Consider the following 25065-nt stretch of genomic DNA (forward strand, 5'->3'; position numbering starts at 1 on the left):
AGGGCCTTTTTTATGGAAGAAATGGTTGAACAGATAGAACTATTGCTGGAGAATAGCGATCAAGAAGCACTCCGGGAATATTTAAACAACCTGAACATATCGGACGTAGAGGTTCTGATAGGTGAATTTCCGGAACATGGCCCTTTATTTATTGATCTGCTTTTAATTAACCGCGCGGTAAATGTTTTCCGCATACTTGATTTTCCAACCCAGGAAAGGATATTAAAAAAAGTTTCAGGAGCTAAAGTACGCGAGCTTATTTATGAGTTGCCTCCAGATGATCGTACCGCACTATTCAGCGAAATGCATGGCGATACCGTAAAGGTACTAATACAGCAGTTACCTGCCGACGACCGCAGGGAAGCTTTGCGCTTATTAGGTTATAAAGAGGATAGCGTAGGGAGGCTGATGACCCCCGATTATATTACAGTAAAAAAGACCTGGAACATGGAGCGGGTATTTGCGCACATACGCAAATATGGAAGGGACTCTGAAACCATCGATGTGGTTTACGTTATAGATAGCAATGGGGCGTTGATCGATGACATCAGGATACGTGAGATATTGCTGGCCGACCCGGAAACCAAGGTAAATGACCTGATGGACAGCCGCCTGATCGCATTAAACGTGAACGACCCGCAGGAAGAAGCTATTAATGTGTTCAGGATGAACAACCGCACGGCGCTACCCGTGACCGACGATGCAGACATCCTGCTGGGCATCGTAACAGTAGACGACATTCTTTGGATAGCCAATGAAGAATATACCGAAGACATTCAAAAGATAGGTGGTACCGAAGCATTAGATGAGCCCTACCTTGATATTAATCTGTTCAGGCTGGTTAAAAAGCGCATAGGATGGCTCATCATTCTTTTCCTGAGCGAAATGCTGACTACCACCGCGATGCAATCCTACGGTGGCGAACTGGAGGCCGTAACTATGCTGGCATTCTTTATCCCGCTGATCATCTCAAGCGGAGGGAACAGCGGTTCGCAGGCTTCGACATTAATTATCCAGGCGATGGCTTTGGGCGAAGTAAAGCTGGCTGACTGGTGGCGGGTTATGCGGCGCGAGATACTCTCGGGCCTTATGCTTGGTGTTATATTGGGAATTATTGGATTTTTACGTGTGTCAGTATGGACCACATTCAGCAATGTTTATGGCGCACATTGGCTGTTAATGGCCTTTACCGTATGTTTTGCACTGATTGGCGTGGTGTTATGGGGCTCACTAGCGGGATCTATGCTGCCTATCGCACTTAAGAAACTTGGTTTCGACCCTGCCACATCGTCGGCTCCGTTTGTAGCAACCCTGGTTGATGTGACCGGACTGATGATCTATTTCAATATAGCGATGCTCATATTCGGTTCGTTGATGCATGCCAAATAAAAAAACCCGCTTCGGGCGGGTTCGTATCATGTATTAGTTTAGTTAGCTTTTAAATTTCGAAGGAAAAGTCGTCCTCATCTACGGTTTTAGCCACTTCAGGCGTTTCGCTGAATTCATACCTTTTTTCGGTAACTTCCTGGTTGGCTTTGATATATTCCACCGTGTCTTTCAAACCTTCGGCAAATTTTTCAAAGTCCTCCTTGTAAAGGAAGATCTTATGTTTGATGAATACACCATCTTCCAAACGTTTTTTGCTTTCGGTTATGGTAATATAATAATCGTTTGATCGTGTCGCCTTTACATCAAAAAAATAAGTCCGCTTCCCAGCCCTAACCTTTTTCGAAAAAACCTCTTCACGTTCTCTGTTGTCAAAATCACCCATGTTAAATAATTGTAATTTGTTTTTTACCCGGCATAAATATAAATAAATTTTCAAAGTACAAGTATTAAAAACAATATTGTTGTGTTTTTTTCAATGAATAGTCGATATTTTTATAGTATTAGTTAACGATCAGGCGTTTTCTTCTTCCTCCAGCAGCTGTTTTTCGTATAACTCAAAATAAATCTGCCTTCGCTCCATTAACTCATCATGGGTGCCTTGTTCGGCTATTTCGCCGTTATCCATCACCAAAATTTTATCCGCGTTTTTGATGGTCGAGATGCGGTGAGCTATGATGATGCTTGTTTTTCCCTGCATAATGCCTCCAAGGTTTCTCAATATTTCTTCCTCGGTGCGTGTGTCTACCGCAGAGAGGCAATCATCAAAGATCAGTACCTGGGGATGTTTCATAATGGCTCTTGCAATGGAAACCCGTTGCTTCTGTCCGCCTGACAGCGTAACCCCACGTTCGCCTATCAAAGTTTCAAAGCCCTTTTCAAGCTCCATAATATTGCCGTACACTGCTGCATCCCGGGCCGCCTGTTCAATTTTGGCCATGTCTAAGTTATCAGCGCTAAAGGCGATATTATTCGCTATCGTATCTGAAAATAGGAAGACTTCCTGCGGCACAAAACCTATCTGTGACCGGTAACTGTCGAGGTTTAATTGCCGGATGGGGGCATGGTCTATATCGATCTCTCCGCCCGTGCAATCGTACATCCGCATAATTAAATTGGCAATGGTCGATTTCCCCGATCCCGTTCGGCCTATTATGGCTATCATCTCGCCTGGTTCAGCAGTAAACGTGACGTTCTTTAATGCTTTTATACCTGTATCCGGGTAGGTAAATGAAACATTTTTAAAGCTGATACGGCCTTTTATTATAACAGCCGGAACGTTGGGTGACGTAATTTCGGGCTTTTCGTGCAGAAATTCGTTGATGCGTTTTTGCGAGGCCGCGGCGCGCTGAACCAGTGACGTAACCCATCCCAACGCCATTACCGGGAACGTAAGCATATTAAGGTAAACGATAAATTCAGCAATATTGCCTGGGGTTATGTTGCCTTTCATCACCTCCACGCCACCTACATACATCACGATAACGTTGCTAAGGCCCACCAGCAGCAGCATAGTAGGATAAAAAAGCGCCTGGACTTTAACCAGCGCCATGGAGTGCGTTTTATAATTTTCGCTCTCATGAACAAAGCTTTCCCGCACAGAATTTTCGCGCACATAGGATTTGATCACCCTGATGCCCGAAAAATTCTCCTGCACAAAACTTGACAATGCCGACAGCCGTTGTTGTATCTTCTCGCTGCGGAAGTTGATGATGTTATTTACATAATAGATCGTCACCGCCAGGATAGGCAGGGGAAGTATTGAAAATACAGCCAGCCTAATATTCACTGTAAGCATAATGGCAATGGCCATGATAAATAATATGACCGTATTAACGGTATACATAATGCCAGGACCCAGGTACATGCGCACCCGGCTTACATCTTCGGTTGCTCGGTTCATGAGGTCGCCTGTATTGTGACGGCGATAAAACGCGAGCGAAAGCTGTTGGTAGTGTTCGTATATTTCGTTTTTCAGATCGTACTCGATGTGCCGCGACATTACAATAATAGTTTGCCTCATAAAGAACAGAAACAGCCCCCGGAGTAAGGCCAGCAGGAGCACCAGTACGCCAAAAAGCAGCAGGCTATAACCAAAAATGCTGTAGATCATGGATTGCCTGTCAAAGCCGGCGAAAAGCTGGTAGACAGAGATATTCTCGCGAACCAGGTCAAAGGCCATACCGATCACTTTAGCCGGCAGTACACCAAAGATATTGGATATAATAACGAATAAGATCCCTGGTATCAGTCGCCAGCGGTATTTGTAAAGAAACTTATTGAGGTATGCAAGACTTCTCATCCGGTATTAACAAAGGTATGCTTTTTTAAAGAGGGAGGGCCTGAGTCAAGCGCTGGTCTGGTCAGCCGTTGATATTTTAACAATTTCTTGACGATTCGTTTTAGTGTACTTTATACAATATTGTAATATCCCAAAACGCCCTCTGTCGCCTGTATAGTAAATATGATGCCGCTATTTTCATTGATATCGGATATTATTACATGTATTTATAATTAAAATATAACCATTATTTGGAAATAAAATTAACTATTGAGGTGGTGTTTCTGAAAATGATTCGTACATTTGTCCATCCTTAAATTAATTAACTAATGAAACAGACCAGGCACCCCGTGACTCTGTTGCATCTATTACGCTCAGGGTTTTTCCATAAAATAGAATATCATCCCGTAAGGGTAACATCAAATCTTTTTTCCAGAAAATAACTGATTACAGATCGTTCTCTCGCAAATCGCGATCCGTTATCTTTTACTATCTATAATTAAATAACATCAAAAAACAGATTTTTTAACTTTTGCCGCCTTGTACGCTTAAAAAAAGGCTGGCAAACTACCTGATTAATTAAAATGAAAAAAACAGCAGCATTTTTGGGATCGCTATGCCTGATCCTTGGACTTTCTTTGGCGTCCTGCAAGAAAGACAACAACGTTACACCTACTACATCAACATCAGATTCAAGTGCGTTTAAAAACGACGCGTTGCTTAGTAACGCAAGCACTACCGACGACACCTACACATTGCAAAACCAGTTAAATGCAGGCAATGTTACCCTGGTGGCCGGAAGAACTTATAATGTAAGCTCACTTCGGATTACTCATGCATTAAATTTAAATGGGGCAACTATTTATGTCACTGCCAAATATGGGTACCCTATCCGCATGACCGGTTATGGCGCCAGCATTACCAATGGCACTATCAAAGGAAGCTGGACCACATCGCAGGCAGCAGATGCTAACGGTGCTGCCGGTTTGTACATCGCAGCAGATAATTGCTCGGTCTCAAAAGTAACAGTTGCATCATTCCCTGCCTATGGCATATTGGTGGCCGCTGTTAACAAGCCATCGGTAACCTATTGCCTTATTAAAAATACAGGCTATTTGGGCTTTTATTTTGATGCTGAAACTAAGTACACCTCTGGCGGCGTGTTCAGTCACAACACAGTCGACCGTAGTGCGATACCTGCTTCGGCAATCAATGAATCCGGCGTGGCTATCCGGGGAAGTTCCAATAATCCAAGTATCATAACTTCCGGCTGGTCAATTATAGGTAACGTTATTAAAATGCCATATAGGCCCTCAAACTGGAATGCTGAGGGCATGGAAGTACGATACATGACAAATAGCACCATAAGCGTTAATACATTTACAAATGGTTCAATCGGTTGTAGTATCGTAAGGTGCTCGGGCGTTACAGCTTCGTGGAACCAATTTAGCGGTTCAATTGAAGAAGGACTGGAGTTTGCCGACAGCAAAAGTTGCTCATCTCAAAATAATACGATTACAAGCTCTGGCGGTGTTGGGATACTCGTTGACGGTAGTTCGGGCTGCAATGGCATAACCCTAACCGGCGACAAAATATCGGGCACAGTTGAAGAGTGCATACATGCTTACAACAATACCTATAACCTTATTGTTAATGGCGCCACTTTAACAGCGAGTGCAAATACCAAAGCAATTAACCTGCAAAGTACAAACCAGGTTAAAATTCAAAATGTAACCTTTAAAGGGAACGGTACGGCAGCAGCTGCTATTATGTTAGATAATTGCCCGGGCAACCTGGCAATGACGGGAGGTTCGGCAAGTAATTTCAAGCAAGCTGTGATCTGTATATATAATTCCAAACAGGGCATGACAACAAACAATGTTACCATGAGTGGAGTTACTATCAGTGGTGTGCCCAAAGGGCTGCTCTCGGTGCTTGAATACGGCACCTATCTTGGAGCAAACATCTTGGTTAAGCTTTAAAAGTAATTAAATAAACATCAACGGAAGGCCGGTATCAATTAGATGCCGGCCTTTTTTTATTTCGTCCGCACCTTTACCTAATAAGTCGCATTTAGTTTCCTAAGCTCCGTGTTTTCAAGGGAATATTTATTGAATTTCCCTCAGAAACACTCCTTTTTATGCCTTATTTAAGGTATTTAAAAAAATATATGTCACTTTAGGTGACTTTTTTTATATCATTGATAATCAATGTATTAAATAAAAAAAATATTAATTATTAAGAAAAATCCCTCTATTTTTTTGCAACTTTTGAGTAATAAAGCTGGTATAAGTACCCAATTCTACCTGATTGATTCAAACTACTCAAAGTATGAGGAAGATTACAGCGGTTTTGGGACTTTTTTGTTTGATACTATCTTTCTCCTGTAAGAAAGACGGGCTTGATCCGATCACTCCGGCGCAGCAAACAACATCTACTGGCACAACCAGCACTGATACTGCAGCAGTTGCAGGCGCAGCAGGCAGTTCGGTACCTAACGGTGCTTCAACCGGAACTAAAACTACAACTGGTCCAACTACTGGTGGCAGCGCAACTACTAAAACATCAACACCTACGGGAGCCGTGTCAGCAACTTCGGGCAGCGCGACTGTTAAAACAACTACTCCTACATCGGGTGGTACCGGAACAACGCCGACAACCCCGCCAACAACCACAACTCCGCCGCCTATAACCACTGCTACCCCAACTATGATGACAGGAGTTTATGCCGATGGCGTTCATGACGATACCCAGGTGTTGCAGAAATACCTGAATGTAGGTGATGTAACACTAACACCTGGCAAAACTTATAATGTAACAGGCCTGCGGGTAACGTATAACTTTGATTTAAACGGATCGACTATTCACATGACCCGCACATCCGGCACGGGAGTTGCCCTTGTGACCTCGGGGGCGACTGTAACAAACGGTAGTGTAACCGGGATTTGGAGCAGTTCGGCGTTAGGAAACCCAAATGGGGTTCAGGGCATGGCCATATATGCCGACAATGCAACTATATCAAATGTAACTATATCATCGTTCCCATCCTACGGCATTGTAGTGGTTGGCGCGCGCAATAACCCTTCAATTACTAATTGTACTATTACCACAAATGGCTATATGGGGTTTTATTTTGACGCCGAAACAGGAAATACCTCAGGTGGTGTTTTCAGTAATAATGTAGTTGATCAAAGCATGTTGCCTGCCGCTACAATTTCGGAATCGGGAGTAGCTATCAGGGGCAGTTCAAATAATCCCGCGGTGGTAACTTCAAATTGGACCATCACAGGCAATGTTTTCAAGATGCCTGTAAAGCCGGCAGACTGGAGCGCTGAGGGGATCGAAGTGCGTTATATGACTAACAGTGTGATCAGTAATAACACATTCATCGCAGGCTCAATAGGTTGCAGCGTAGTGCGGTCATCAGGGATAACTGTATCGGCAAATAAATTCAGCGGCTCAGACGCCGAGGCCCTGGAATTTGCAGACTGTAAACTTTGTTCTACAAAAAACAACATAATTACCAGTGCTATCAATATCGGGATACTTTTGGACGGTACATACGGCAGTAGCGACATTACCCTTAATGGAGATATTGTTTCGGGTACAGGATCTGACTGTATTGAGGCTTATAAAGGCTGCCAGAACATTACAATCACCAGTTGTACTTTAACTGCGGCAAAAAGCGGTAAGGCGATCAACCTGATGAATACCAATATAGTAAAGGTGCAAAATACTACATTCATCGGGAATGGTATTGCATCGATGGCCGTGATGCTGGATACCTGCCCGGGCAATTTTAGCATGACGGGCGGTTCGGTGACTAATTTTAAATCTTGCGTAATTACAATATACAGCGCCCAAAGCGGCCTGGTAACAAATAACGTAACCATGAGTGGTGTAACTGTCAGCGGCGTTCCGACAGCATTGGCTAAAGTTGTGGAAAATGGCGCGTCGGTAGGTTCAAATATCGTAGTATCGCTATAAACAAATAGATAAAATGTAGATCGAGAGACCGGCGCCCCGCAGAGCACCGGTTTTTCTGTTATTATGGTAGGTGTTTCCCTTGCTGATCAAAGCATTTAAGCAAAATAGTGAAATATAAAATGTCAATCTATTTAACCAGAAGCTAAATTAAGTTTGTGGCAATCAAAAAAACCTATACTTTTGTCGGTACCCTGAACGGGTACATTTACTACTAATAATGTCAGCCCAAAACGCCAGCGAATCACTGTTTGATCAGATGCATGCCTTCGGACATCAAAAAATTGTCTTTTGCAATGATCCGCATACTGGTCTTAAAGCCATAATCGCTATTCATGATACTACGTTGGGGCCGGCTTTAGGCGGCACACGTATGTGGGCTTATAAAACAGAGGCAGATGCCCTTAACGACGTACTTCGTTTATCAAAAAGCATGACTTATAAAGCGGCCGTTGCCGGTCTGAACCTTGGGGGCGGCAAAGCAGTTATTATAGGTGATGCACGCAAGGACAAGTCGGAGGCCTTGTTGCGCAAATTCGGGCGTTTCATCAAAAACCAGAACGGCGAGTTTATTACTGCTGAGGACGTGGGCACCAATCCACGTGATATGGAATATATCCGCATGGAGACCCAATATGTAATGGGTGTGCCCGAATCGATAGGCGGTAGCGGAGATCCGTCACCAATTACTGCGCTTGGGGTATTTATGGGCATAAAAGCAGCAGTAAAAGAGCTGTATGGTAACGATAGTATAGCTGGCAGATCGGTAGTGGTGCAGGGGATAGGCCATGTTGGCGAAAACCTGGTGCGCTTGCTGCGAGATGAGAATGCCATGGTGTATGTGAGCGACATAAACGAGGAGCGTACCGTACAGGTGGCGAAAAAATATGGCGCCCAGGCAATATCAAATAATACTATTTTTGATATCGAAGCTGATATTTATTCGCCCTGCGCGTTGGGAGCTACCATCAACGCGCAAACAATTGATAAACTTAAGTATTCTATCATTGCAGGTTCGGCTAATAACCAGTTGGATGATGAGTACGAACAAGGGCGTATGCTGCTTGAAAAGGGGATATTGTTCGCACCTGATTACGTTATAAACGCAGGCGGTGTTATCAACTGCTATTCGGAGTTAATGGGGTTCAGTAAAAAACGCACCCTGCAGCTAACCGAGAATATTTATGAAGCGACGAGAAACGTTTTAAAGCTTTCAAAGGCCGAAAAGATTTCGACCATTGAGGCAGCAAACAAAATTGCAGAAAAACGAATTGCAGATATTAAGAAAGTAAAATCAACCTATTAAATCATAAACAGTCCGCCGCAGGGTGGGTCGAAACCGTTCTTTATTACCATGCTAAACAGAAGACATCTACGGGTAAAAGTTTTACAGGCGCTTTACGCCTATCATCAGTCAGACAATAAGGACATTAAGCAGCATGAAAAGAACTTGCTGCAAAGCGTCGAAAAGGTACACGAGATGTACATCTGGATGCTTTCGTTAATATCCGAAGTTGTAAGCTATGCCCAGACCGACGCAGAAGAAAGAAAACATAAGCACTTGCCAACGGCTGATGACCTGGCGCCAAAACTCAAATTGCTTGAAAACAGGTTCATTACATCGCTAAATAAAAATGATGAATACCTGGCGTCAGTAAAAAAATATAAGATATCCTGGAGTTTCGACCCGGAACTGGCCAAATCGCTTTTCACTATTCTAAAAAACTCATCGGAATATGGCGATTATTTGAAAAAGACAGACGATACACTGCATAGTGATAAGGACATAATCAAGTTCATCTTTAAAAAGGTGATCCTGAAATCATTGCTCGCGGAGCAGGTTTTTGAAGATAAATTTATCTTCTGGCCCGTGGATAAAGATGTATTGCAGGCATTGATAGCCAAGACGTTCAAAAACTTCTCATACGATAACCCGGCTCAAAATAAATTGGCCGAGGTAACAGGTAATTGGGACGAAGACCGGGAGTTTATTATTGAACTATTCCGGCAGGCGATAAGGTATGATGCAGAGTACCAGGATATGATTGGCAAAAAAACGCAAAACTGGGAGCCCGACCGCATTGCAATGATGGATACGCTTTTAATGAAGATGGCTATTACGGAGTTCGTTAATTTTACATCCATCCCGGTTAAAGTTACTATTAATGAGTACCTCGAGATTTCAAAGGAGTTTAGCACGCCAAAGAGTAATTCATTTATAAACGGTATCTTAGACAAGATTTTATACGAATTGAAAGCCGATAATACTATCAGGAAAGTGGGAAGGGGACTGATAGACGAATGATTTATTGATGCGGTCTGATTTTAAAATTTTTTAAATACAATGAAAAAACTTTTTTTAGCACTTATGGCCGCGGGCATGTTAATGGTTGCCTGCAACAATCAATCGGGCAGCACGGCGTCGAATGATACCAACGCGACAAGTCCGGCCGATAAACCGGTAATGAAATTTGAAAAAGAGACACACGATTTCGGCAAAATAAAAGACGGCGAAAAGATAACGTACGAATATAAGTTTACCAATACCGGCAAATCCCCGCTTATTATTACCGATGCTAAAGCATCGTGTGGATGTACCATACCTGAATGGCCGAAAGAGCCGATAAAACCGGGTGAAAGCTCAAAAATAAAAGTCACTTTTAACAGCGCCGGGAAAGTTGGCTTGCAGGATAAACAAATTTTAGTAACCGCCAACACCAATCCGGCGCAAAACATTGTGCACCTGATAGGTGAGGTGACCCTTAATTAATCAATAAAATGACAACAACAATTCTATTACAGGCAGCCGGTGCAACCGGTGGTTTTGCCAGCGGGCAGCTGATCACCCTGGTTTTGATCATCGTGGTATTCTACTTTTTTATGATACGTCCACAGATCAAAAAACAAAAAGATCAGAAAAAATATGTACAGGAGCTTAAGAAAGGTGATAAGGTGGTAACTACAGCCGGTATACATGGCCGTATTGCAGATGTTGCTGAAGCTACATTCCTGGTTGAAACTGAAGGCGGCGGCAAGATACGTTTCGATAAATCAGCTATATCACTTGAAGCATCTAAAGCGCTGAACACGCCTCCACCTGTCGCCAAGACCGATACAAAGACAGAAAAGGCCAAAGCCTGATAAGGGAAGCTCTAAAAAGCAGAAGGCTGAAATAAAAGCTGGAAGCAGGAAGTTATAAGTATGAAAATTAGCTAAATTTCAATTTTCAGCTTTGGGCTTTTTGCTTTCAGCTTTAAGCATTTTAATAGATGGCTTTAATAAAACTATCAGCATCAGAAAGAAGACGTTTGTCGGCATTTTTTACCTGCGTGGTGCTCGCCGTCCTGGTTTGGGTGTTCTATACACTCTCTGATACCTATAGTTTTACAGTTAATGAGGTGCTTGTCTACAAAAATTCACCTCAAAAACGAGCATTCCATCCGCTACAGGCCGATACGATTAAGGCAACGTTAAAAGGCACCGGCTGGGAGATATTGTTCCAGAAAATGGAATACGCCAATAAGAATATCGAGGTTGACCTGAAATCGCTTGAAAGCAAGGATTATGTGGTACTGAGTTCTCAGCTAAAACAGATAAACAATAGAACAGATTTCGATCAGCCCATCGTCTCTTTTAGCCCTGATACGCTTTATTTCGATTTCTCAGGCAGAACAGTAAAGCGGGTGCCTGTTAACTTAATTACAGGTATACATTACCAGCGGCAGTTTGCACAATCGAATAATATTACGGTTGAACCGTCATACGTAACGGTAAGTGGTCCGGATAACGTGATCGATAATATTAAATCGTGGAACACAGATTCGCTGGTACTTGATAGCGTCAACGAGACCATACGGGCCAATCTTACATTAGAACCTGTCAAGCAAGGTAACCTTAGCATCTACCCCAAATCGGTAAGGGTAAGAATACCTGTTGACGAGTTTACCGAAAAGACGGTGCAGATACCTGTTAAATTGGTTAATAACCACAATTTCTATCGCGTAAAGATATTCCCGCAAAAAGTCAAAATTACCTTTACGACCTCATTGAGGAAATATCCTGAAATGGACGAAGACTTTTTTGAAGCTGCTGCTGACCTTGACCTATGGCACAACCGCGGCTACAGTACTTTGCCCGTAAAATTGACACGCTACCCGCCTTATTGTAAGATCGTGAAGATAGAACCTCAAAATGTTGACTTTATCATCCGTAAATAATGCTCAAAATAGGTATCACCGGTAATATTGGCAGTGGCAAAACCACTGTAAGCAAAGTATTCGAGGTATTGGGGATTCCTGTTTTTTACGCCGACGACGCTGCAAAAAGGGTTATGGTGGAGGACGCTATTTTGATGGATGGAATAAAAGCAACTTTTGGCAGGGAAAGTTATTTTAATGACGGTACGCTCAATCGCAAGTTTATTGCCTCAATTGTGTTTAATGATGAAGAACAGTTGGCTAAACTTAACTCGTTGGTGCACCCGGCCGTTTTCAGAGCTTTTGACGAGTGGGCGGCTCAGGTAAAAAATGCTCCGTATATAATGAAAGAGGCGGCGTTGCTTTTTGAAAGCGACTCCTATAAAATGTGTGATAGATCAATTATTGTGACGGCTCCGCTTGAACTGCGCATAAAGCGCGTAATGCAGCGCGATGGATTTACCCGGGAAGAAATATTGAGCCGCGACGCGCGCCAATTCTCTGAAGAAAAGAAAATTGAACTGGCCGATTTTGTGATCAGGAACGATGACACGGAGTTGGTTATCCCACAGATTTTGGCCTTGCATGAACGATTTTTGTCATTCGTCAATGGTCATTAGACATTTGAAACAGACCTTGCTAATGCCCAATGACCACCGAAAATGATACTTGAAGATTTCCTTTATTTCGACACTAACGGCCTTTATTGCAGATATGGGAATTTTTATATCGATCCTGTTAAGCCGGTACAAACCGCAGTGATATCGCATGCCCATGCCGATCATGCCATACCCGGGAATAACGAAGTTTACTGTACCGAGGCCACGTCGTTATTTATGAAACAGCGATACGGCAAAAACGCCGCTAAGTTTTTTAACCTTGCAGGTTATAATAAACCATTTACCATAGGCGGTGTGCATATCACGTTCATCCCGGCAGGGCATATGCTGGGTTCGGCGCAAATACTGATGGAACATCAGGGAGTGAAATACCTGTACACCGGGGATTATAAATTGCAGCCTGACGCCACCTGTGAGCCTTTGGAATGGGTGAAAACGGATGTGCTGATCACCGAAAGCACTTTTGCTAATCCTGCTATTTTACATCCCGACCCAATAGAAGAGATCGGAAAATTAAATGATATCAAAGTCAATATCCTTTTAGGTGCGTATGGCCTGGGAAAAAGCCAGCGGCTGATCAATTTGATAAATGAGCATGTCCCGCAAAAGACCTTATTGATACATCACAGTATAATGCCTTTAAATGGAGTTTATCAAAAGATGGGTGTCGATATTGGTAAGCATCAATTATATAGCCGTAAGCTGATGAAAGAGCAGAAAGAGTACGTCTACATCGTTCCGCCGTTTACGTTTGAAAGTTATTATAGGGCAGTGGGGGTGAAGCGGCTGTTCGCTTCGGGCTGGAAAAATTTACAGGTGAACCAAAATGATACCCTGTTTATTTCTGATCATGCCGATTGGAACGATATATTACAAACAGTTGAAAAGACAGCACCAAAGCAGGTGTGGACGCTGCACGGTGACGGTAATCATTTACGAAAACATTTTGGCGATCGTATTTTTGTAAAAATATTGAACTGAATGCTGGTAGAAGGTGTCGACTATTACATCAATGAGGATGGTTTTTTTGTGTTTACGAAAGAATACCACCTGAAACGGGGATATTGCTGTAAAAACAAATGCCTGCATTGTCCCTGGGATTATGGCAGACCTAAAGAAACCAAACAAGTTAAAAAATAATTCCTCATCTTTGCATTTGCAAAAAATGAGGCAGGTATCATGCGTATCGACGAGGAAATACAAAGCACGAATTTCGAGGATAATTATCATAAGGCCGTAATCAATATCAACTACACCTACGGCTGGCTGAATAATGTTTGGCGTTGTCATTTTGAGAAACATAAACTAACAAGCCAGCAATTCAACGTGCTCCGTATTCTAAGGGGTCAATATCCCAATCCGGCTACCGTGAACCTAATAAAAGAACGCATGCTGGATAAGATGTCCGATGCCTCACGTATCGTCGACCGGCTTGTGCAAAAGGGTTTGGTGTCCCGCTGTACCAACAATAAAGACCGCCGTGCCGTAGATATCCGCATCAGTGATCTGGGTCTTGAAACACTCGCCAAAATGGATTCGGAATTCAAAACGAAAGAATTTCTGAAAAGTAACCTTACCGACGAAGAAGCAGGGAAATTGAGTGACCTGCTGGATAAGCTTCGTGGGTAAACGCGAAGCTAAAAGACCAAAGCAGAAAGCAGATAAATTGGGCCGAAAAAAGCTTTCAGCTCAAATTACAGTTCTGCGAAAAAAGCGCCCAGCGCAATTCCCATACCCAGCAGCACGGCCACCATTTTGCGTACCGTGAATTTGTGATCCGAACTTGATTCGAACAGGATCGTCGTAGATATATGCAGGAAAATACCGATGACCACGCCCATAATGCGGCCGTAATATTTTTGAAGATTTCCTATGCCCCCGGCGCTTAATTCGTTACTAAAGAAATACCCCGCAGGTGCCATTATTGCAAATAAAAGAATAAAAAATATCGTCTTCCCTTTAGTTTGCCTGTTAGCCAATAACACCGTGCCGAGCGCAAATGCAGCCGGTATATGATGCAGGGCAATACCAAAGACTAATTGATTTTGGTTGCCCTCGGCCAGTGGCATACCCTCCAGGAAGGCATGGATACAGAGGCTGACGAGAATGCCAAGCGGAAAGGAAAAATGTTCGGGACCGGGCTTATGGATATGGCCATGTTCGATACCTTCCGAAAGCTGCTCGAGGACGATCTGGAACAGAAAGCCGATCAGGATAAACACACCAACGTAATTGTCATTGCCATGATAGGCATCAGGTATCAGGTGCAAAACGGTAATGCCAAAAAGAAATGCCCCGCTGAATGACAAGACGAGCTTTAGGGTTTTATGATTGTCGCCCTTAAAGAAAAATACGGATATACCGCCGGTAAAGGCGCCCAGGAACAACACAATTATCTTCCAGATATCCATCAAAAACCAGGTTGTGTTTTTTTAAACAACAGGGACATTATCCAACCGACTAAGGCCCCGTAAAGTGCGCCGACCGTGACATCAATAGGAAAATGCACTCCAACGTATACCTGTGCGAAGCAAATCAGCCCGGCCCATAGTATTGCCCATAGCCATATCCAGCGCCATCTTTTGTAAAGCACAAATGCTATGAAAATAGCCATAGCAAAGTGATCTGTAGCATGGGTGGAAGGAAAACTGAAACCTGTTCCGCAGCCGTTCACCCTTAAAACAACAGTGGACGCTATCTCAGGATCGTTACATGGGCGCAGCCGATGAACTTCCTTTTTATAAAGATGTGCGCTCGTAAAATCGGCAATGCCTGCGCTCAAGGCCATTAGCGCGATAATAATGACACCTTGTTTTTTATACTTCCATATGCAGAGCGCGATAACAATAATATACAGCGGTATCCACGTCCGGGCATTGCGCAAAATGGGCATCAGCCAATCAAAGAACGGGTTACCAAGATCATGATTAATGAAGTGGAGTAGGTGCCGGTCGAATTGTACCAGGTGTTCAATCATATTGTATCAGCCAAAAATAGTTAATTATCACATACAACTTATAGCAGCAGCTGCGTTATGACTTAAAAACTATTAAAGGTGCACGGTGTTATTTAATTGCCCCTCAGTACCGTCAGCAAAATAAGGCCTTATCGGATCGATTTTGTGCGGCTGTCGTCCAAATATTTTTAATTTTGCACACCAATACATTTACATTTTGACATTAATAAAATCAATTTCAGGTATACGCGGTACCATAGGCGGCGCAGCAGGCGATGGTCTTACGCCATTGGATATCGTAAAATTTACATCAGCATACGGCTCCTGGGCAATCAAAAAATCAGGGAAAAAGAAAATTGTTGTGGGGCGCGATGCGCGGTTGTCTGGCAATATGGTTAATAGCCTTGTAGTGGGTACTTTGCAGGGACTGGGCATAGATGTTATCGATATCGGTCTTTCTACTACACCAACGGTGGAGGTTGCCGTTCCTGATGAACAAGCCGCCGGGGGCATTATCCTTACCGCCAGCCACAATCCCAAGCAGTGGAACGCGCTGAAATTATTAAATGATAAAGGCGAATTTATCAGCGATGCCGAAGGCCAGGAAGTACTTTCCATTGCCGAAAACAGCGACTTTAAATATGCCGATGTGAACGATCTTGGAAAAGTAACCCTTGATGGCAGTTACCTGCAGAAACATATTGACAAGGTACTTGCTTTGCCACTGGTTGATGTCGCAGCTATCGCAAAAGCGAACTTTAGTGTTGTTATCGACTGCGTTAATTCAACGGGCGGCATATTTATTCCGGCTTTGCTGGAAGCATTGGGCGTAAAAACGGTTCATAAACTATTTTGCGAGCCCGATGGAAATTTCCCGCATAACCCCGAGCCGCTGCCTGAAAACCTGATCGCGTTATCTCAGGAGGTGGTAAAGAAAAAAGCTCACTTAGGTATTGCTGTCGACCCTGACGTTGACCGCCTGGCTTTTGTTTGTGAAGACGGCAATATGTTCGGCGAAGAGTACACCCTGGTGGCTGTGGCCGACTATGTGTTGAAAAATATAAAAGGTAATACGGTTTCCAATCTCTCATCCACACGCGCCCTGCGCGACGTAACCGAAAAGGCGGGTGGTGAATACCATGCTGCTGCGGTAGGCGAGGTGAATGTGGTGAATAAAATGAAGGATGTAAATGCCGTGATCGGTGGCGAGGGCAACGGAGGCGTTATTTATCCCGAATTGCATTACGGTCGTGATGCTTTGGTCGGTATAGCATTATTTCTGACACACCTTGCTAAGTATGGCAAGTCGGTTTCCAGTTTACGGAGTAGTTACCCGGGTTATTTCATCTCGAAAAATAAGATCACCTTAACGCCAGAAATGGATATTGATGCTCTTTTGCTTAAAGTGGAGGAGAAATACAAAAATCATCCGCACACCACAATTGATGGTTTGAAGATAGAATTTGACAAAGAATGGGTACATTTGCGTCGTTCAAATACAGAACCCATCATCCGCATTTATTCGGAAGGAAATTCGGAAACTATAGCCGATAACATCGCCAATAAAATGATAGCGGATATAAAGGATATTCTGCATTTGAAAGATTGATCTTTTAGTCCGAAAGTCGGCAAGACCGGAAGTCCGGAAGATCGGTCACTCAATAATTCTTAACTCAATAATTAAACGATGCGTGTCTATTTCGATAATGCTGCCACAACCCCTATTGACCCTGAAGTTTTAAAGGAAATGTATAAGGTAATGGAGAACCACTATGGTAATCCGTCATCAATACATGGCCATGGCCGCGAGGTTAGGACACTTATCGAACGTTCACGCAAAACCATAGCTAACCTATTGCATGCTTCCCCGTCTGAAATATTTTTTACATCGGGGGGGACAGAAGCTGATAATACGGCTATCCGTTGCGGCATTGTGGATAATGGAATTACCCATGCTATTTCGAGCCAGATAGAGCACCACGCTGTGATCCATACGCTGGAGGCTATGCAAAAAGCCGGTACCATCAAGCTGAGTTATGTGGACGTGGACAGCAAGGGCACTGTGGATTATGATCACCTTGAAAGGCTGCTGAAAGAAAATGACCGCAGCTTTGTATCCCTAATGCACGCAAATAATGAACTGGGTACGCTTAGCGATATGGAGCGCATAGGCGACCTGTGCGAGCAATACAACGCTATTTATCATTCGGACACCGTGCAGACAATGGGACATTTTGCCCATGATCTAAGCAAACTGAAGACCCATTTTATGGTTTGTGCAGCTCATAAATTGCATGGCCCTAAAGGAATAGGGTTTTTGTACGTCAATCACAAAGTCAAGATAAAGCCGTTTATATACGGTGGCGCCCAGGAACGTAATATGCGCGGCGGTACCGAAAATGTTTATGGTATCGTTGGGCTGGCGAAAGCGCTTGAAATGGCTTACGCTGATATGGAGCAGCACCAGCAGTATATACAAGGCCTGAAGTCGTACATGATCGGGCAGTTGAAGGCTAGTATCCCTGGCGTTAAGTTCAATGGCGAGACAGATGTGGATAAAAGCTTATACACTGTACTCAATGTTTCGTTTCCCTGCAGCGATATGGCCGATATGATGTTATTTAACCTGGACATTGCGGGTATATCAGCTTCGGGAGGTAGCGCATGCAGTTCGGGCACAGATATAGGCTCACATGTGCTGAACGCCATTGGCGGCATTGGCGCGGGCCCTTCGGTGCGTTTCTCCTTTTCCAAGTATAACACTAAAGAAGAAGTGGACTATACCGTATCTAAACTAAAGGAATTATGCATGGCCTATGCATAATTAAGTATAATTAATTTCTTTGTAAGAAAAAAAGAAAACAATAAGGCAATCATAGGGGTTACTTACTTATACACTAAAACGTATAAAACCTATGATAACTACCGAAGATACATCAGGAAAAAGCGGGTCAAAAGCTAACCAGCAAGACCCTTCCAGGAGACCGGATAAAGGTCAAAAAGACGAAATATTATATCCTCGTGAGAGTGAATCAGCATCTTCCCAGGAGAACGGCGCGGACTCTTCTTTTACCGAACGAAACGATGTAACTCCACCTAATAAAAAGGAATTTCCTTCTGTCGGCCCTTCCAAATCAGATTTTGAGAGCCGCCCGCAAGGAAGAACTACCGGCCGCATGATAGGTCATGAGCCCGGCACCGAAGCCATATAACAATTCTGTTAAGTGTGATGTACAACAAAGGCTATTGACGAGATGGCCTTTGTTGGTTAAATTATAAAATTATGAGTGAATATTTGGATACTGCTGATGAAATGCAGAATAATAGTGACAGAAAGAACTACCAAGCTAACAAGAAAGCTACCATAGAAACTAAGGGGCCTGCAAAGGACAACAAAACCAAAGTTTTACATAAAGACGGTAGTTTTGCCGATCTGCCCCCGAAGGAATCGACCGGGAGCGGTGCCCTCGACGGCACCGTGGGCCGGGGAACATAAAGAGAAACCGGGATTCAAACAACCGGGTAAATAGAGCAAAGAAACCTTTTGGCGTTTCATGCTCGCTGGTTCAGGTAAGCAATTGCCTGTCGGGCGCTTAACAGGCGCATTTAAAAGAAAAAGGCTTTGACGAACATCAAAGCCTTTTTCTTGATCTATATTTTTAGTTAACCGGCCATTAATTTCAAAAAGGTCGATAATTTCTCCTTCATTTCCCTGCGGTCAACTATAAAATCAAGAAAGCCATGTTCCTGTACAAATTCAGCAGTTTGAAAGCCTTTAGGCAGGTCTTTTTTGATGGTTTCTTTGATCACCCTTGGTCCGGCAAAGCCAATAAGCGATCCGGGCTCGGCAATATTAATATCGCCCAGCATGGCATACGATGCAGTAACGCCACCTGTCGTCGGGTCGGTAAGTAACGAGATATAAGGTATTTTAGCTTTAGCGAGCAACGCGAGCTTTGCCGAAGTCTTAGCCATCTGCATCAGCGAAAATGCCGCCTCCATCATACGCGCACCGCCTGATTTGGATATGATCATGAATGGAACATTATTAGCGATGCTATGATCTATCGACCGCGCTATTTTTTCACCAACAACCGAACCCATCGAACCACCTATGAAGTTAAAATCCATGCAGGCGATAACGATATCCTGTCCGTCGATCTTACCCGCAGCTGCGCGTAAAGCATCATTCAGCCCGGTTTTCTTTATAGTTTCCGCTAACCTGTCAGTATATTTTTTAGTGTCCTCAAAGTGCAGCGGGTCGCCCGATTTTAGGTTCGGATCAAGCTCTGTAAATTGATTATCATCAAAAAGGATGGAAAAATATTCCTTTGAGCCGATGCGTAAATGATACCCGCAGTAATGACAAACATATTGGTTTTCAACCTGTTCGGTATAGTGAAGCGGCTTTTTGCAATTTGGGCATTTATTCCAGATACCATCAGGGGCCTCTTTCTTTTCCTCTGTCGTGGTTATAATGCCTTTTGATTCTCTTTTAAACCAGGTCATTCGTTATCTCCAATCAAGTGCAAAGAAACAAAAAATATTAATGATGTGATAGAATTATAATAAGCTTAACAAGCCTATGATTGTTTACAAATGTTGATATAATTTATAGACTTACTTAATAATATTCAAATAAATACCACCTCGTACTAATAAATTTTATAAATTCGAAGCCCGAAACAATCATGCTCATGAATTTAAAAGATTATAAAGGTGTACTGCACGGCGACCAGGTGCAGGCGTTATTTGAAATAGCAAAGAAACACCAGTTCGCTTTGCCGGCAGTAAACGTTATAGGTACCGATACCGTTAACGGTGTAATGGAAACAGCGAAAGCAGTTAATTCGCCTGTTATTATCCAATTGTCGCACGGTGGCGCGCAGTTTTATGCCGGAAAATCGTTGGACAACTCTAAATTGCAGGCGTGCATTTTAGGTGCAGTATCAGCCGCTAAACACGTGCATTTACTGGCCGAACATTATGGCGTAGCGGTAATTATGCATACCGACCATTGTGCTAAAAAGTTATTGCCCTGGATAGATGGTTTACTTGATCACGGTGAAAAATTCTTTGCCGAGACCGGAAAGCCGCTGTTCTCATCGCACATGCTTGACCTTTCAGAGGAGCCTATCCACGAGAACATCGAGATTTCTGCTAAATACCTGGAACGTATGGCCAAGATGGGCATGACCCTCGAGATCGAATTAGGTGTTACCGGCGGCGAAGAAGACGGAGTGGATAACAGCGATGTTGATAGCTCACGCTTATATACACAACCCGAAGATGTAGCTTATTCATACGAGGAGCTTTCAAAAGTAAGTCCGCGTTTTACCATAGCCGCTGCTTTTGGCAACGTACATGGTGTATATAAGCCAGGTAACGTAAAACTTCAACCGGTGATCTTGCATAACTCGCAGGAGTATGTTAAAAAGAAATTTAACCTGTCTGCCGAAAAACCGATCAACTTTGTATTCCACGGTGGTTCAGGTTCGAGCCAGGAAGAGATCCGCGAAGCTATTTCTTACGGCGCTATCAAAATGAATATCGATACCGATATGCAATGGGCATTCTGGGAGGGTATTAAAGATTATTATAAATCAAAAGAAGGCTATTTGCAGAGCCAGATCGGCAGCCCGGATGGTGAAGATTCGCCGAACAAGAAATATTACGATCCGCGTGTATGGCTCCGCAAGGGCGAGGAAAACTTTGTAAAACGCCTGTCGGCCGCTTTCGAAGATTTGAATTGCATTGATGTAAACAAAAAACTGTAGTTTTTTACTGCGGATAAAATGCCTGCACAAACTTGTGCGGGCATTTTTTGTTTTATCTGCGTTATGATCTATAAAAAGAAGAAAAAGAACCTGTTCGAAAAGTTTGCGAATTGGGCTACAAATGCTACCGGCAGTTCGGCGGCATTTATATTGGCAATGCTTGTTATTGTGGGATGGATAGTTACCGGACCTATATTTAATTATTCTGATACCTGGCAATTGGTTATTAATACTGGTACTACGATAATAACCTTCCTGATGGTTTTCCTGATACAGAAAACACAAAATAAAGATTCAAAAGCTATACATTTGAAGCTGAATGAGCTGCTGGCGTCACACCAGGGGTCAAGTAACCGTATAGTTGATATTGAGGACCTTAGTGAAGAAGAGCTTGATCAGCTACACAAGTTTTATGTACAGTTGTCTGACCTGGCCGAGAAAGAGGAGGACATTACCTGTACCCATTCGATCGATGCAGCTGAGGAGAACCACCAGATGAAGCTGGGGCAATACAGAACGCGAAAATCCTATATGAATGCCAAAAAACATACAAGTAAGAAAAGTAACTGATCAATCCGACCTGGAAAAAGTATTTGCCATCAGGCGCGAAGTTTTTGTAGGCGAACAAAATTGTCCACCCGAACTGGAATGGGAACACGAGGACGAATCAAACCATTTCCTGGCAACTGTAGATCGTATTCCCGCCGGCGCATCGCGCTGGCGTAAAACAGATAAGGGTTATAAATTAGAGCGTTTTGCGGTAAAAAAAGATTTCCGTGGCGATGGAGTGGGACAAGCATTAGTGAAAGCCGTATTAGCTGATCTTCCAGCCGATGCGGACTATGTTTATTTGCATGCACAAGTTGCAGCAGTAACCTTATACGAACGTTTCGGCTTTGTAAAAACCGGGCCCGAGTTTGAAGAAGCCGGGATTAGGCATTACAAGATGGTCAGGAATGCATAAACACTTTTCCGGAGTATTCCATTGCCTCCTTTAATTTGTCCAAATTAAGCCCTGTATCGATGCCTTGTTGTTGCAGGTAAGCAATTGCATTTTCGGTTGCAATATTGCCTGTAAGCTCATCTTTCGCCATCGGGCAGCCTCCATAGCCTTTTAATGCAGTGTCAAATCGTTTACAGCCGCTTTTAAAAGCCGCATCTATCTTCTCAAACCAGGTATCGGGGGTCGAATGTAAGTGCACGCCGAATATTGCTCCCAAAAACCGGTTTGAAAGCGCCTTATATAAATTTTCTATCTGTGCAGGTTCGGCTATGCCGATCGTATCGGCCAGTGAGATATACTTTATCCCTTCATTGATCAGCTTTTCAGCCCAGTATAATACCAATTCTTCGTGCCATACATCACCATAAGGATTTCCAAATCCCATTGAAAGGTAGGTAAGAAGATGCTGACCGCTTTTATGGCATAATTCATTGATCCTCTTTACCGTGTCAAAACCCTCGTTTACACTTGTATTGGTATTTCGCCGCTGAAAAGTTTCGGATATGGAAAAGGGAAATCCCAGGTAAGTGATCTCCTCATATTTTGATGCATCTTCGGCTCCACGGTGATTAGCTATTATAGCTAACAGTTTTGACGAGGTGTTGCTCAGATCGAGCTTTTTCAGCACTTCCGCCGTGTCCCTCATTTGGGGGATGGCTTTCGCCGAAACAAAGCTTCCAAAATCTATTGTATCAAAACCTACCTGTAAAAGCAGGTTAATATATGTCACTTTTATATCCGTCGGCACAAAATGAGCAAGGCCCTGCATCGCATCGCGCGGACATTCGGTAATTTGTATTGTGGAGGACATTGATACGAATGTCAGAATTTTGGGTCGTAAATTATAGCTTTATGTTCAACCTCAACATAAAGTTCGTTGGTGAGGCCTACGAGATACCTTTCGAATGATTCCATGATACGGGCAGCTTCCTTACGCACCGACCTGGAGCTCCCGAACACTGCCCGTTGATTCATTTCTTTTAAGGTCAGCCGCCTGTTGCCGGTTTCCGACGGCAAATAAAACGTTACATTGTGAATGGTTGTACGATACCTGGCATTTTTTATGTCGATAGTTACGGCAAACTGCACCGTATATATTTGCAATTCGTCGTAGTTTCCCGGCTGGGTCGGATTAAGGTCCTGTGTGGTTGTAAATATCATCTTACCCTCTGGCTCGTAACCATAGTTTTGCTGGAAGTTCTTTGCCGCCATAAATTGCAGGGCGCGCAAAAAAATCTTACTTACTTTAATATCGCTGTCCGTTTTAAAGGTTTTTTGATACCAGGCCATGTTGCTATCGATTTGCAGCCTGATAGAATCATGAACGGTGGCTATCGGCGCGTTTCGTCCGTGATCGACCTGGTAGGTACGTACAACGCTGTTGCCATCGTCCTGGGCATTGACAATGGAAAGTGCGAACATTAACGCAATGCTGAGTATTAAAGTTTTCATGGCGGGATTACTAAATGCTAAATATAGGTGCTGTAACGCTGTAATTTGACCGTGATAGCGAAATAAAGTTTAATCCGGATGCGACATCATTTCAGCATCCTGCGGAGCCGCCTCCTTAACGTATCGCCTCATGATCAAACGCGACCCTCCATTATAACTGAGGTAACTTCCCACCCAGTTGATGAATACAACCACTTTCTTCCGGAAACCTAAAAGTGATATCAGGTGTACGAACATCCATATCAGCCAGGCGAAAAAGCCCTGGAATTTTAACTTGCCCAGGTCGGCTATAGCCTTGTTGCGCCCGATGGTTGCTAATGATCCTTTATCAAAATATTTAAATGGTTCTGCCGGCTCATTGTTAATGATTCGTACAATATTTTTGCCCACATTCTTTCCCATTTGTATGGCAACTTGTGCAACACCGGGGTGCCCTTTTGGCGTGTCAGGCGTTATCATGGCCGCCACATCACCAATGGCAAATATATTGGAGTATCCTGCCACGCGACATATGTTATCCACCCGGATGCGGTTACCTTTTTCCACAAGGCCCTTGTCAATGCCACCAGGAATAACGCCCATTACACCCGCCGACCAGATGACGTTCTTAGTACGAATTTTTTTGCCGCCTTCAAAGGTAATTACGCTGCCGTCATAACTCTCAACCTTTGCGTTCAGCATAACCTCAACACCCATTTTCTCGAGGAATTTTTTGGCAGCAGCCGACCCCTCATCTGAAAAAGGCCCCAGTACCTTTGGCAAAAAATCGGCAAGGTAAACTTTCATCTCATGCTTGTTCAGTTCAGGGTAATCCTTGCTGAGTATGTGATTCTTCAATTCGGCAAGTGCACCCGCCAGTTCAACACCAGTAGGGCCCGCGCCTACCAGTACGAAGTTGAGGTAAGGTTCGCGTTCTTCCCTGGTTTTGAGCAGTTCCGCTTCCTCCAGGTTTTGCAATACCAGGTATCTCAGGTTTAATGCCTCAGGGATCGATTTCATCGGCATGGCATTGTGCTCGATGTCCTTGTTGCCAAAGAAGTTTGTTGTGGATCCTGTGGCAATTACCAGGTAATCATATGGAATTTCGCCGGTAGTAGTGTCAATGATATGTTTTTCCGGGTTTATGCTGGTCACTTCAGCCATCCTGAAACGGAAATTTTCCTGGTCATCGAAGTTTTTTCGCAGTGAGAATGCTATAGATTCTGCTTCGAGGCTGCCCGTTGCAACCTGGTAAAGCAGCGGTTGAAAAGTATGGTAGTTATGCTTGTCTATCATTAGCACTTCTACCGGTTTGTTGGCAAGGGCTTTAGCTACCTCAAGGCCGCCAAAACCACCGCCTATAATTACCACCCGTGGGTATTTTGATGTGTCTGTCGCTTTCATATTTAAATGAATATGTTACCATATAGA

Annotated in this window: 27 protein-coding genes; 19 read left to right on the forward strand and 8 right to left on the reverse strand. The window is 43.5% G+C overall.

Going from position 1 to position 25065, the window contains the following annotated elements:
• The first annotated feature begins 12 nt into the window (after positions 1–12).
• On the forward strand, positions 13–1389 hold the full coding sequence (gene mgtE / locus VL525_RS03070) for a magnesium transporter (RefSeq protein WP_325383184.1): 1377 nt from the start codon (positions 13–15) through the stop codon (positions 1387–1389).
• Between the two features lie 49 nt (positions 1390–1438).
• On the opposite strand, the gene VL525_RS03075 is transcribed toward mgtE, so the two are convergent.
• Both VL525_RS03075 and VL525_RS03080 read right to left on the reverse strand, forming a co-directional pair.
• Complete coding sequence (locus tag VL525_RS03075; protein WP_325383186.1) at positions 1439–1771, reverse strand: DUF3276 family protein; 333 nt, start codon at positions 1769–1771, stop codon at positions 1439–1441.
• A 129-nt stretch (positions 1772–1900) separates the two neighbouring features.
• Positions 1901–3688 (reverse strand): ABC transporter ATP-binding protein, encoded by a 1788-nt coding sequence (locus tag VL525_RS03080; protein ID WP_325383188.1) that lies wholly within the window; start codon positions 3686–3688, stop codon positions 1901–1903.
• A gap of 563 nt (positions 3689–4251) precedes the next feature.
• Between VL525_RS03080 and VL525_RS03085 the strand changes: the two genes are divergently transcribed.
• The 11 genes from VL525_RS03085 (at position 4252) to VL525_RS03135 (ending at position 14096) form a co-directional block, all read left to right on the forward strand.
• Positions 4252–5649, forward strand: a complete 1398-nt coding sequence (locus VL525_RS03085) for a right-handed parallel beta-helix repeat-containing protein (protein WP_325383190.1) — start codon at positions 4252–4254, stop codon at positions 5647–5649.
• 349 nt (positions 5650–5998) lie between these two features.
• Positions 5999–7654, forward strand: coding sequence for a right-handed parallel beta-helix repeat-containing protein (locus VL525_RS03090; protein WP_325383194.1), 1656 nt, complete (start codon positions 5999–6001; stop codon positions 7652–7654).
• A gap of 217 nt (positions 7655–7871) precedes the next feature.
• The gene (locus VL525_RS03095; RefSeq protein ID WP_325383196.1) at positions 7872–8957 is read left to right on the forward strand and encodes a Glu/Leu/Phe/Val dehydrogenase; all 1086 of its coding nucleotides are present in this window, start codon (positions 7872–7874) and stop codon (positions 8955–8957) included.
• A gap of 48 nt (positions 8958–9005) precedes the next feature.
• The gene (gene nusB / locus VL525_RS03100) at positions 9006–9956 is read left to right on the forward strand and encodes a transcription antitermination factor NusB (RefSeq protein WP_325383198.1); all 951 of its coding nucleotides are present in this window, start codon (positions 9006–9008) and stop codon (positions 9954–9956) included.
• Positions 9957–9995: 39 nt separating this feature from the next.
• Positions 9996–10421 carry a DUF1573 domain-containing protein gene (locus tag VL525_RS03105; RefSeq protein ID WP_325383200.1) on the forward strand — a complete coding sequence of 142 codons (426 nt, stop codon included), beginning with the start codon at positions 9996–9998 and terminating at the stop codon, positions 10419–10421.
• An 8-nt stretch (positions 10422–10429) separates the two neighbouring features.
• Positions 10430–10792, forward strand: coding sequence for a preprotein translocase subunit YajC (gene yajC / locus VL525_RS03110; protein ID WP_325383202.1), 363 nt, complete (start codon positions 10430–10432; stop codon positions 10790–10792).
• A 128-nt stretch (positions 10793–10920) separates the two neighbouring features.
• The gene (locus VL525_RS03115) at positions 10921–11868 is read left to right on the forward strand and encodes a CdaR family protein (RefSeq protein WP_325383204.1); all 948 of its coding nucleotides are present in this window, start codon (positions 10921–10923) and stop codon (positions 11866–11868) included.
• Positions 11868–12467, forward strand: coding sequence for a dephospho-CoA kinase (coaE, locus tag VL525_RS03120; RefSeq protein WP_325383206.1), 600 nt, complete (start codon positions 11868–11870; stop codon positions 12465–12467). Before VL525_RS03115 ends, coaE begins: the two co-directional genes overlap by 1 nt.
• Positions 12468–12509: 42 nt before the next feature.
• The gene (locus VL525_RS03125) at positions 12510–13448 is read left to right on the forward strand and encodes an MBL fold metallo-hydrolase (protein ID WP_325383208.1); all 939 of its coding nucleotides are present in this window, start codon (positions 12510–12512) and stop codon (positions 13446–13448) included.
• Positions 13449–13607, forward strand: coding sequence for a DUF5522 domain-containing protein (locus tag VL525_RS03130; protein ID WP_325383210.1), 159 nt, complete (start codon positions 13449–13451; stop codon positions 13605–13607). It abuts the gene before it with no gap.
• A gap of 39 nt (positions 13608–13646) precedes the next feature.
• Entirely contained in the window at positions 13647–14096 is a 450-nt protein-coding gene (locus VL525_RS03135; RefSeq protein ID WP_325383212.1) for a MarR family winged helix-turn-helix transcriptional regulator, read from the forward strand.
• 65 nt (positions 14097–14161) lie between these two features.
• Here the strand turns inward: VL525_RS03135 and VL525_RS03140 are convergent, their stop codons facing one another.
• A complete protein-coding gene (locus VL525_RS03140; RefSeq protein WP_325383214.1) occupies positions 14162–14878 on the reverse strand; it encodes a ZIP family metal transporter in 717 nt (238 codons plus the stop codon).
• On the reverse strand, positions 14878–15444 hold the full coding sequence (locus tag VL525_RS03145; RefSeq protein ID WP_325383216.1) for a phosphatase PAP2 family protein: 567 nt from the start codon (positions 15442–15444) through the stop codon (positions 14878–14880). Before VL525_RS03145 ends, VL525_RS03140 begins: the two co-directional genes overlap by 1 nt.
• A 196-nt stretch (positions 15445–15640) precedes the next feature.
• Here VL525_RS03145 and glmM point away from each other — a divergent pair, with 196 nt between their 5' ends.
• From glmM to VL525_RS03165, 4 genes are all read left to right on the forward strand, one after another.
• Positions 15641–17032 (forward strand): phosphoglucosamine mutase, encoded by a 1392-nt coding sequence (glmM, locus tag VL525_RS03150; RefSeq protein ID WP_325383218.1) that lies wholly within the window; start codon positions 15641–15643, stop codon positions 17030–17032.
• 78 nt (positions 17033–17110) lie between these two features.
• A complete protein-coding gene (locus VL525_RS03155) occupies positions 17111–18247 on the forward strand; it encodes a cysteine desulfurase family protein (protein ID WP_325383220.1) in 1137 nt (378 codons plus the stop codon).
• Between the two features lie 91 nt (positions 18248–18338).
• Complete coding sequence (locus VL525_RS03160) at positions 18339–18635, forward strand: hypothetical protein (protein WP_325383222.1); 297 nt, start codon at positions 18339–18341, stop codon at positions 18633–18635.
• Between the two features lie 71 nt (positions 18636–18706).
• Positions 18707–18919, forward strand: a complete 213-nt coding sequence (locus tag VL525_RS03165; RefSeq protein ID WP_325383224.1) for a hypothetical protein — start codon at positions 18707–18709, stop codon at positions 18917–18919.
• 167 nt (positions 18920–19086) lie between these two features.
• Here VL525_RS03165 and accD read toward each other — a convergent pair whose 3' ends face one another.
• On the reverse strand, positions 19087–19932 hold the full coding sequence (accD, locus tag VL525_RS03170; protein WP_325383226.1) for an acetyl-CoA carboxylase, carboxyltransferase subunit beta: 846 nt from the start codon (positions 19930–19932) through the stop codon (positions 19087–19089).
• A 188-nt stretch (positions 19933–20120) separates the two neighbouring features.
• Here accD and fbaA point away from each other — a divergent pair, with 188 nt between their 5' ends.
• From fbaA to VL525_RS03185, 3 genes are all read left to right on the forward strand, one after another.
• The gene (fbaA, locus tag VL525_RS03175) at positions 20121–21200 is read left to right on the forward strand and encodes a class II fructose-bisphosphate aldolase (protein ID WP_325383228.1); all 1080 of its coding nucleotides are present in this window, start codon (positions 20121–20123) and stop codon (positions 21198–21200) included.
• Between the two features lie 63 nt (positions 21201–21263).
• Positions 21264–21770, forward strand: coding sequence for a low affinity iron permease family protein (locus VL525_RS03180; RefSeq protein ID WP_325383230.1), 507 nt, complete (start codon positions 21264–21266; stop codon positions 21768–21770).
• The gene (locus VL525_RS03185) at positions 21736–22164 is read left to right on the forward strand and encodes a GNAT family N-acetyltransferase (RefSeq protein ID WP_325383231.1); all 429 of its coding nucleotides are present in this window, start codon (positions 21736–21738) and stop codon (positions 22162–22164) included. The genes VL525_RS03180 and VL525_RS03185 overlap by 35 nt, the downstream gene beginning before the upstream one ends.
• Here VL525_RS03185 and VL525_RS03190 read toward each other — a convergent pair.
• The 3 genes from VL525_RS03190 to VL525_RS03200 all read right to left on the reverse strand — a co-directional run bounded on the left by VL525_RS03190 (position 22151) and on the right by VL525_RS03200 (position 25038).
• Positions 22151–23014 carry a hydroxymethylglutaryl-CoA lyase gene (locus tag VL525_RS03190; RefSeq protein ID WP_325383233.1) on the reverse strand — a complete coding sequence of 288 codons (864 nt, stop codon included), beginning with the start codon at positions 23012–23014 and terminating at the stop codon, positions 22151–22153. The two genes, VL525_RS03185 and VL525_RS03190, sit on opposite strands and share 14 nt — an antisense overlap.
• Before the next feature lie 11 nt (positions 23015–23025).
• Positions 23026–23655 carry a hypothetical protein gene (locus VL525_RS03195; protein WP_325383235.1) on the reverse strand — a complete coding sequence of 210 codons (630 nt, stop codon included), beginning with the start codon at positions 23653–23655 and terminating at the stop codon, positions 23026–23028.
• Positions 23656–23724: 69 nt separating this feature from the next.
• A complete protein-coding gene (locus tag VL525_RS03200; RefSeq protein ID WP_325383237.1) occupies positions 23725–25038 on the reverse strand; it encodes an NAD(P)/FAD-dependent oxidoreductase in 1314 nt (437 codons plus the stop codon).
• Positions 25039–25065 lie beyond the last annotated feature (27 nt).

The organism is Mucilaginibacter sp. (assembly GCF_035492695.1).
GTDB lineage: Bacteria > Bacteroidota > Bacteroidia > Sphingobacteriales > Sphingobacteriaceae > Mucilaginibacter.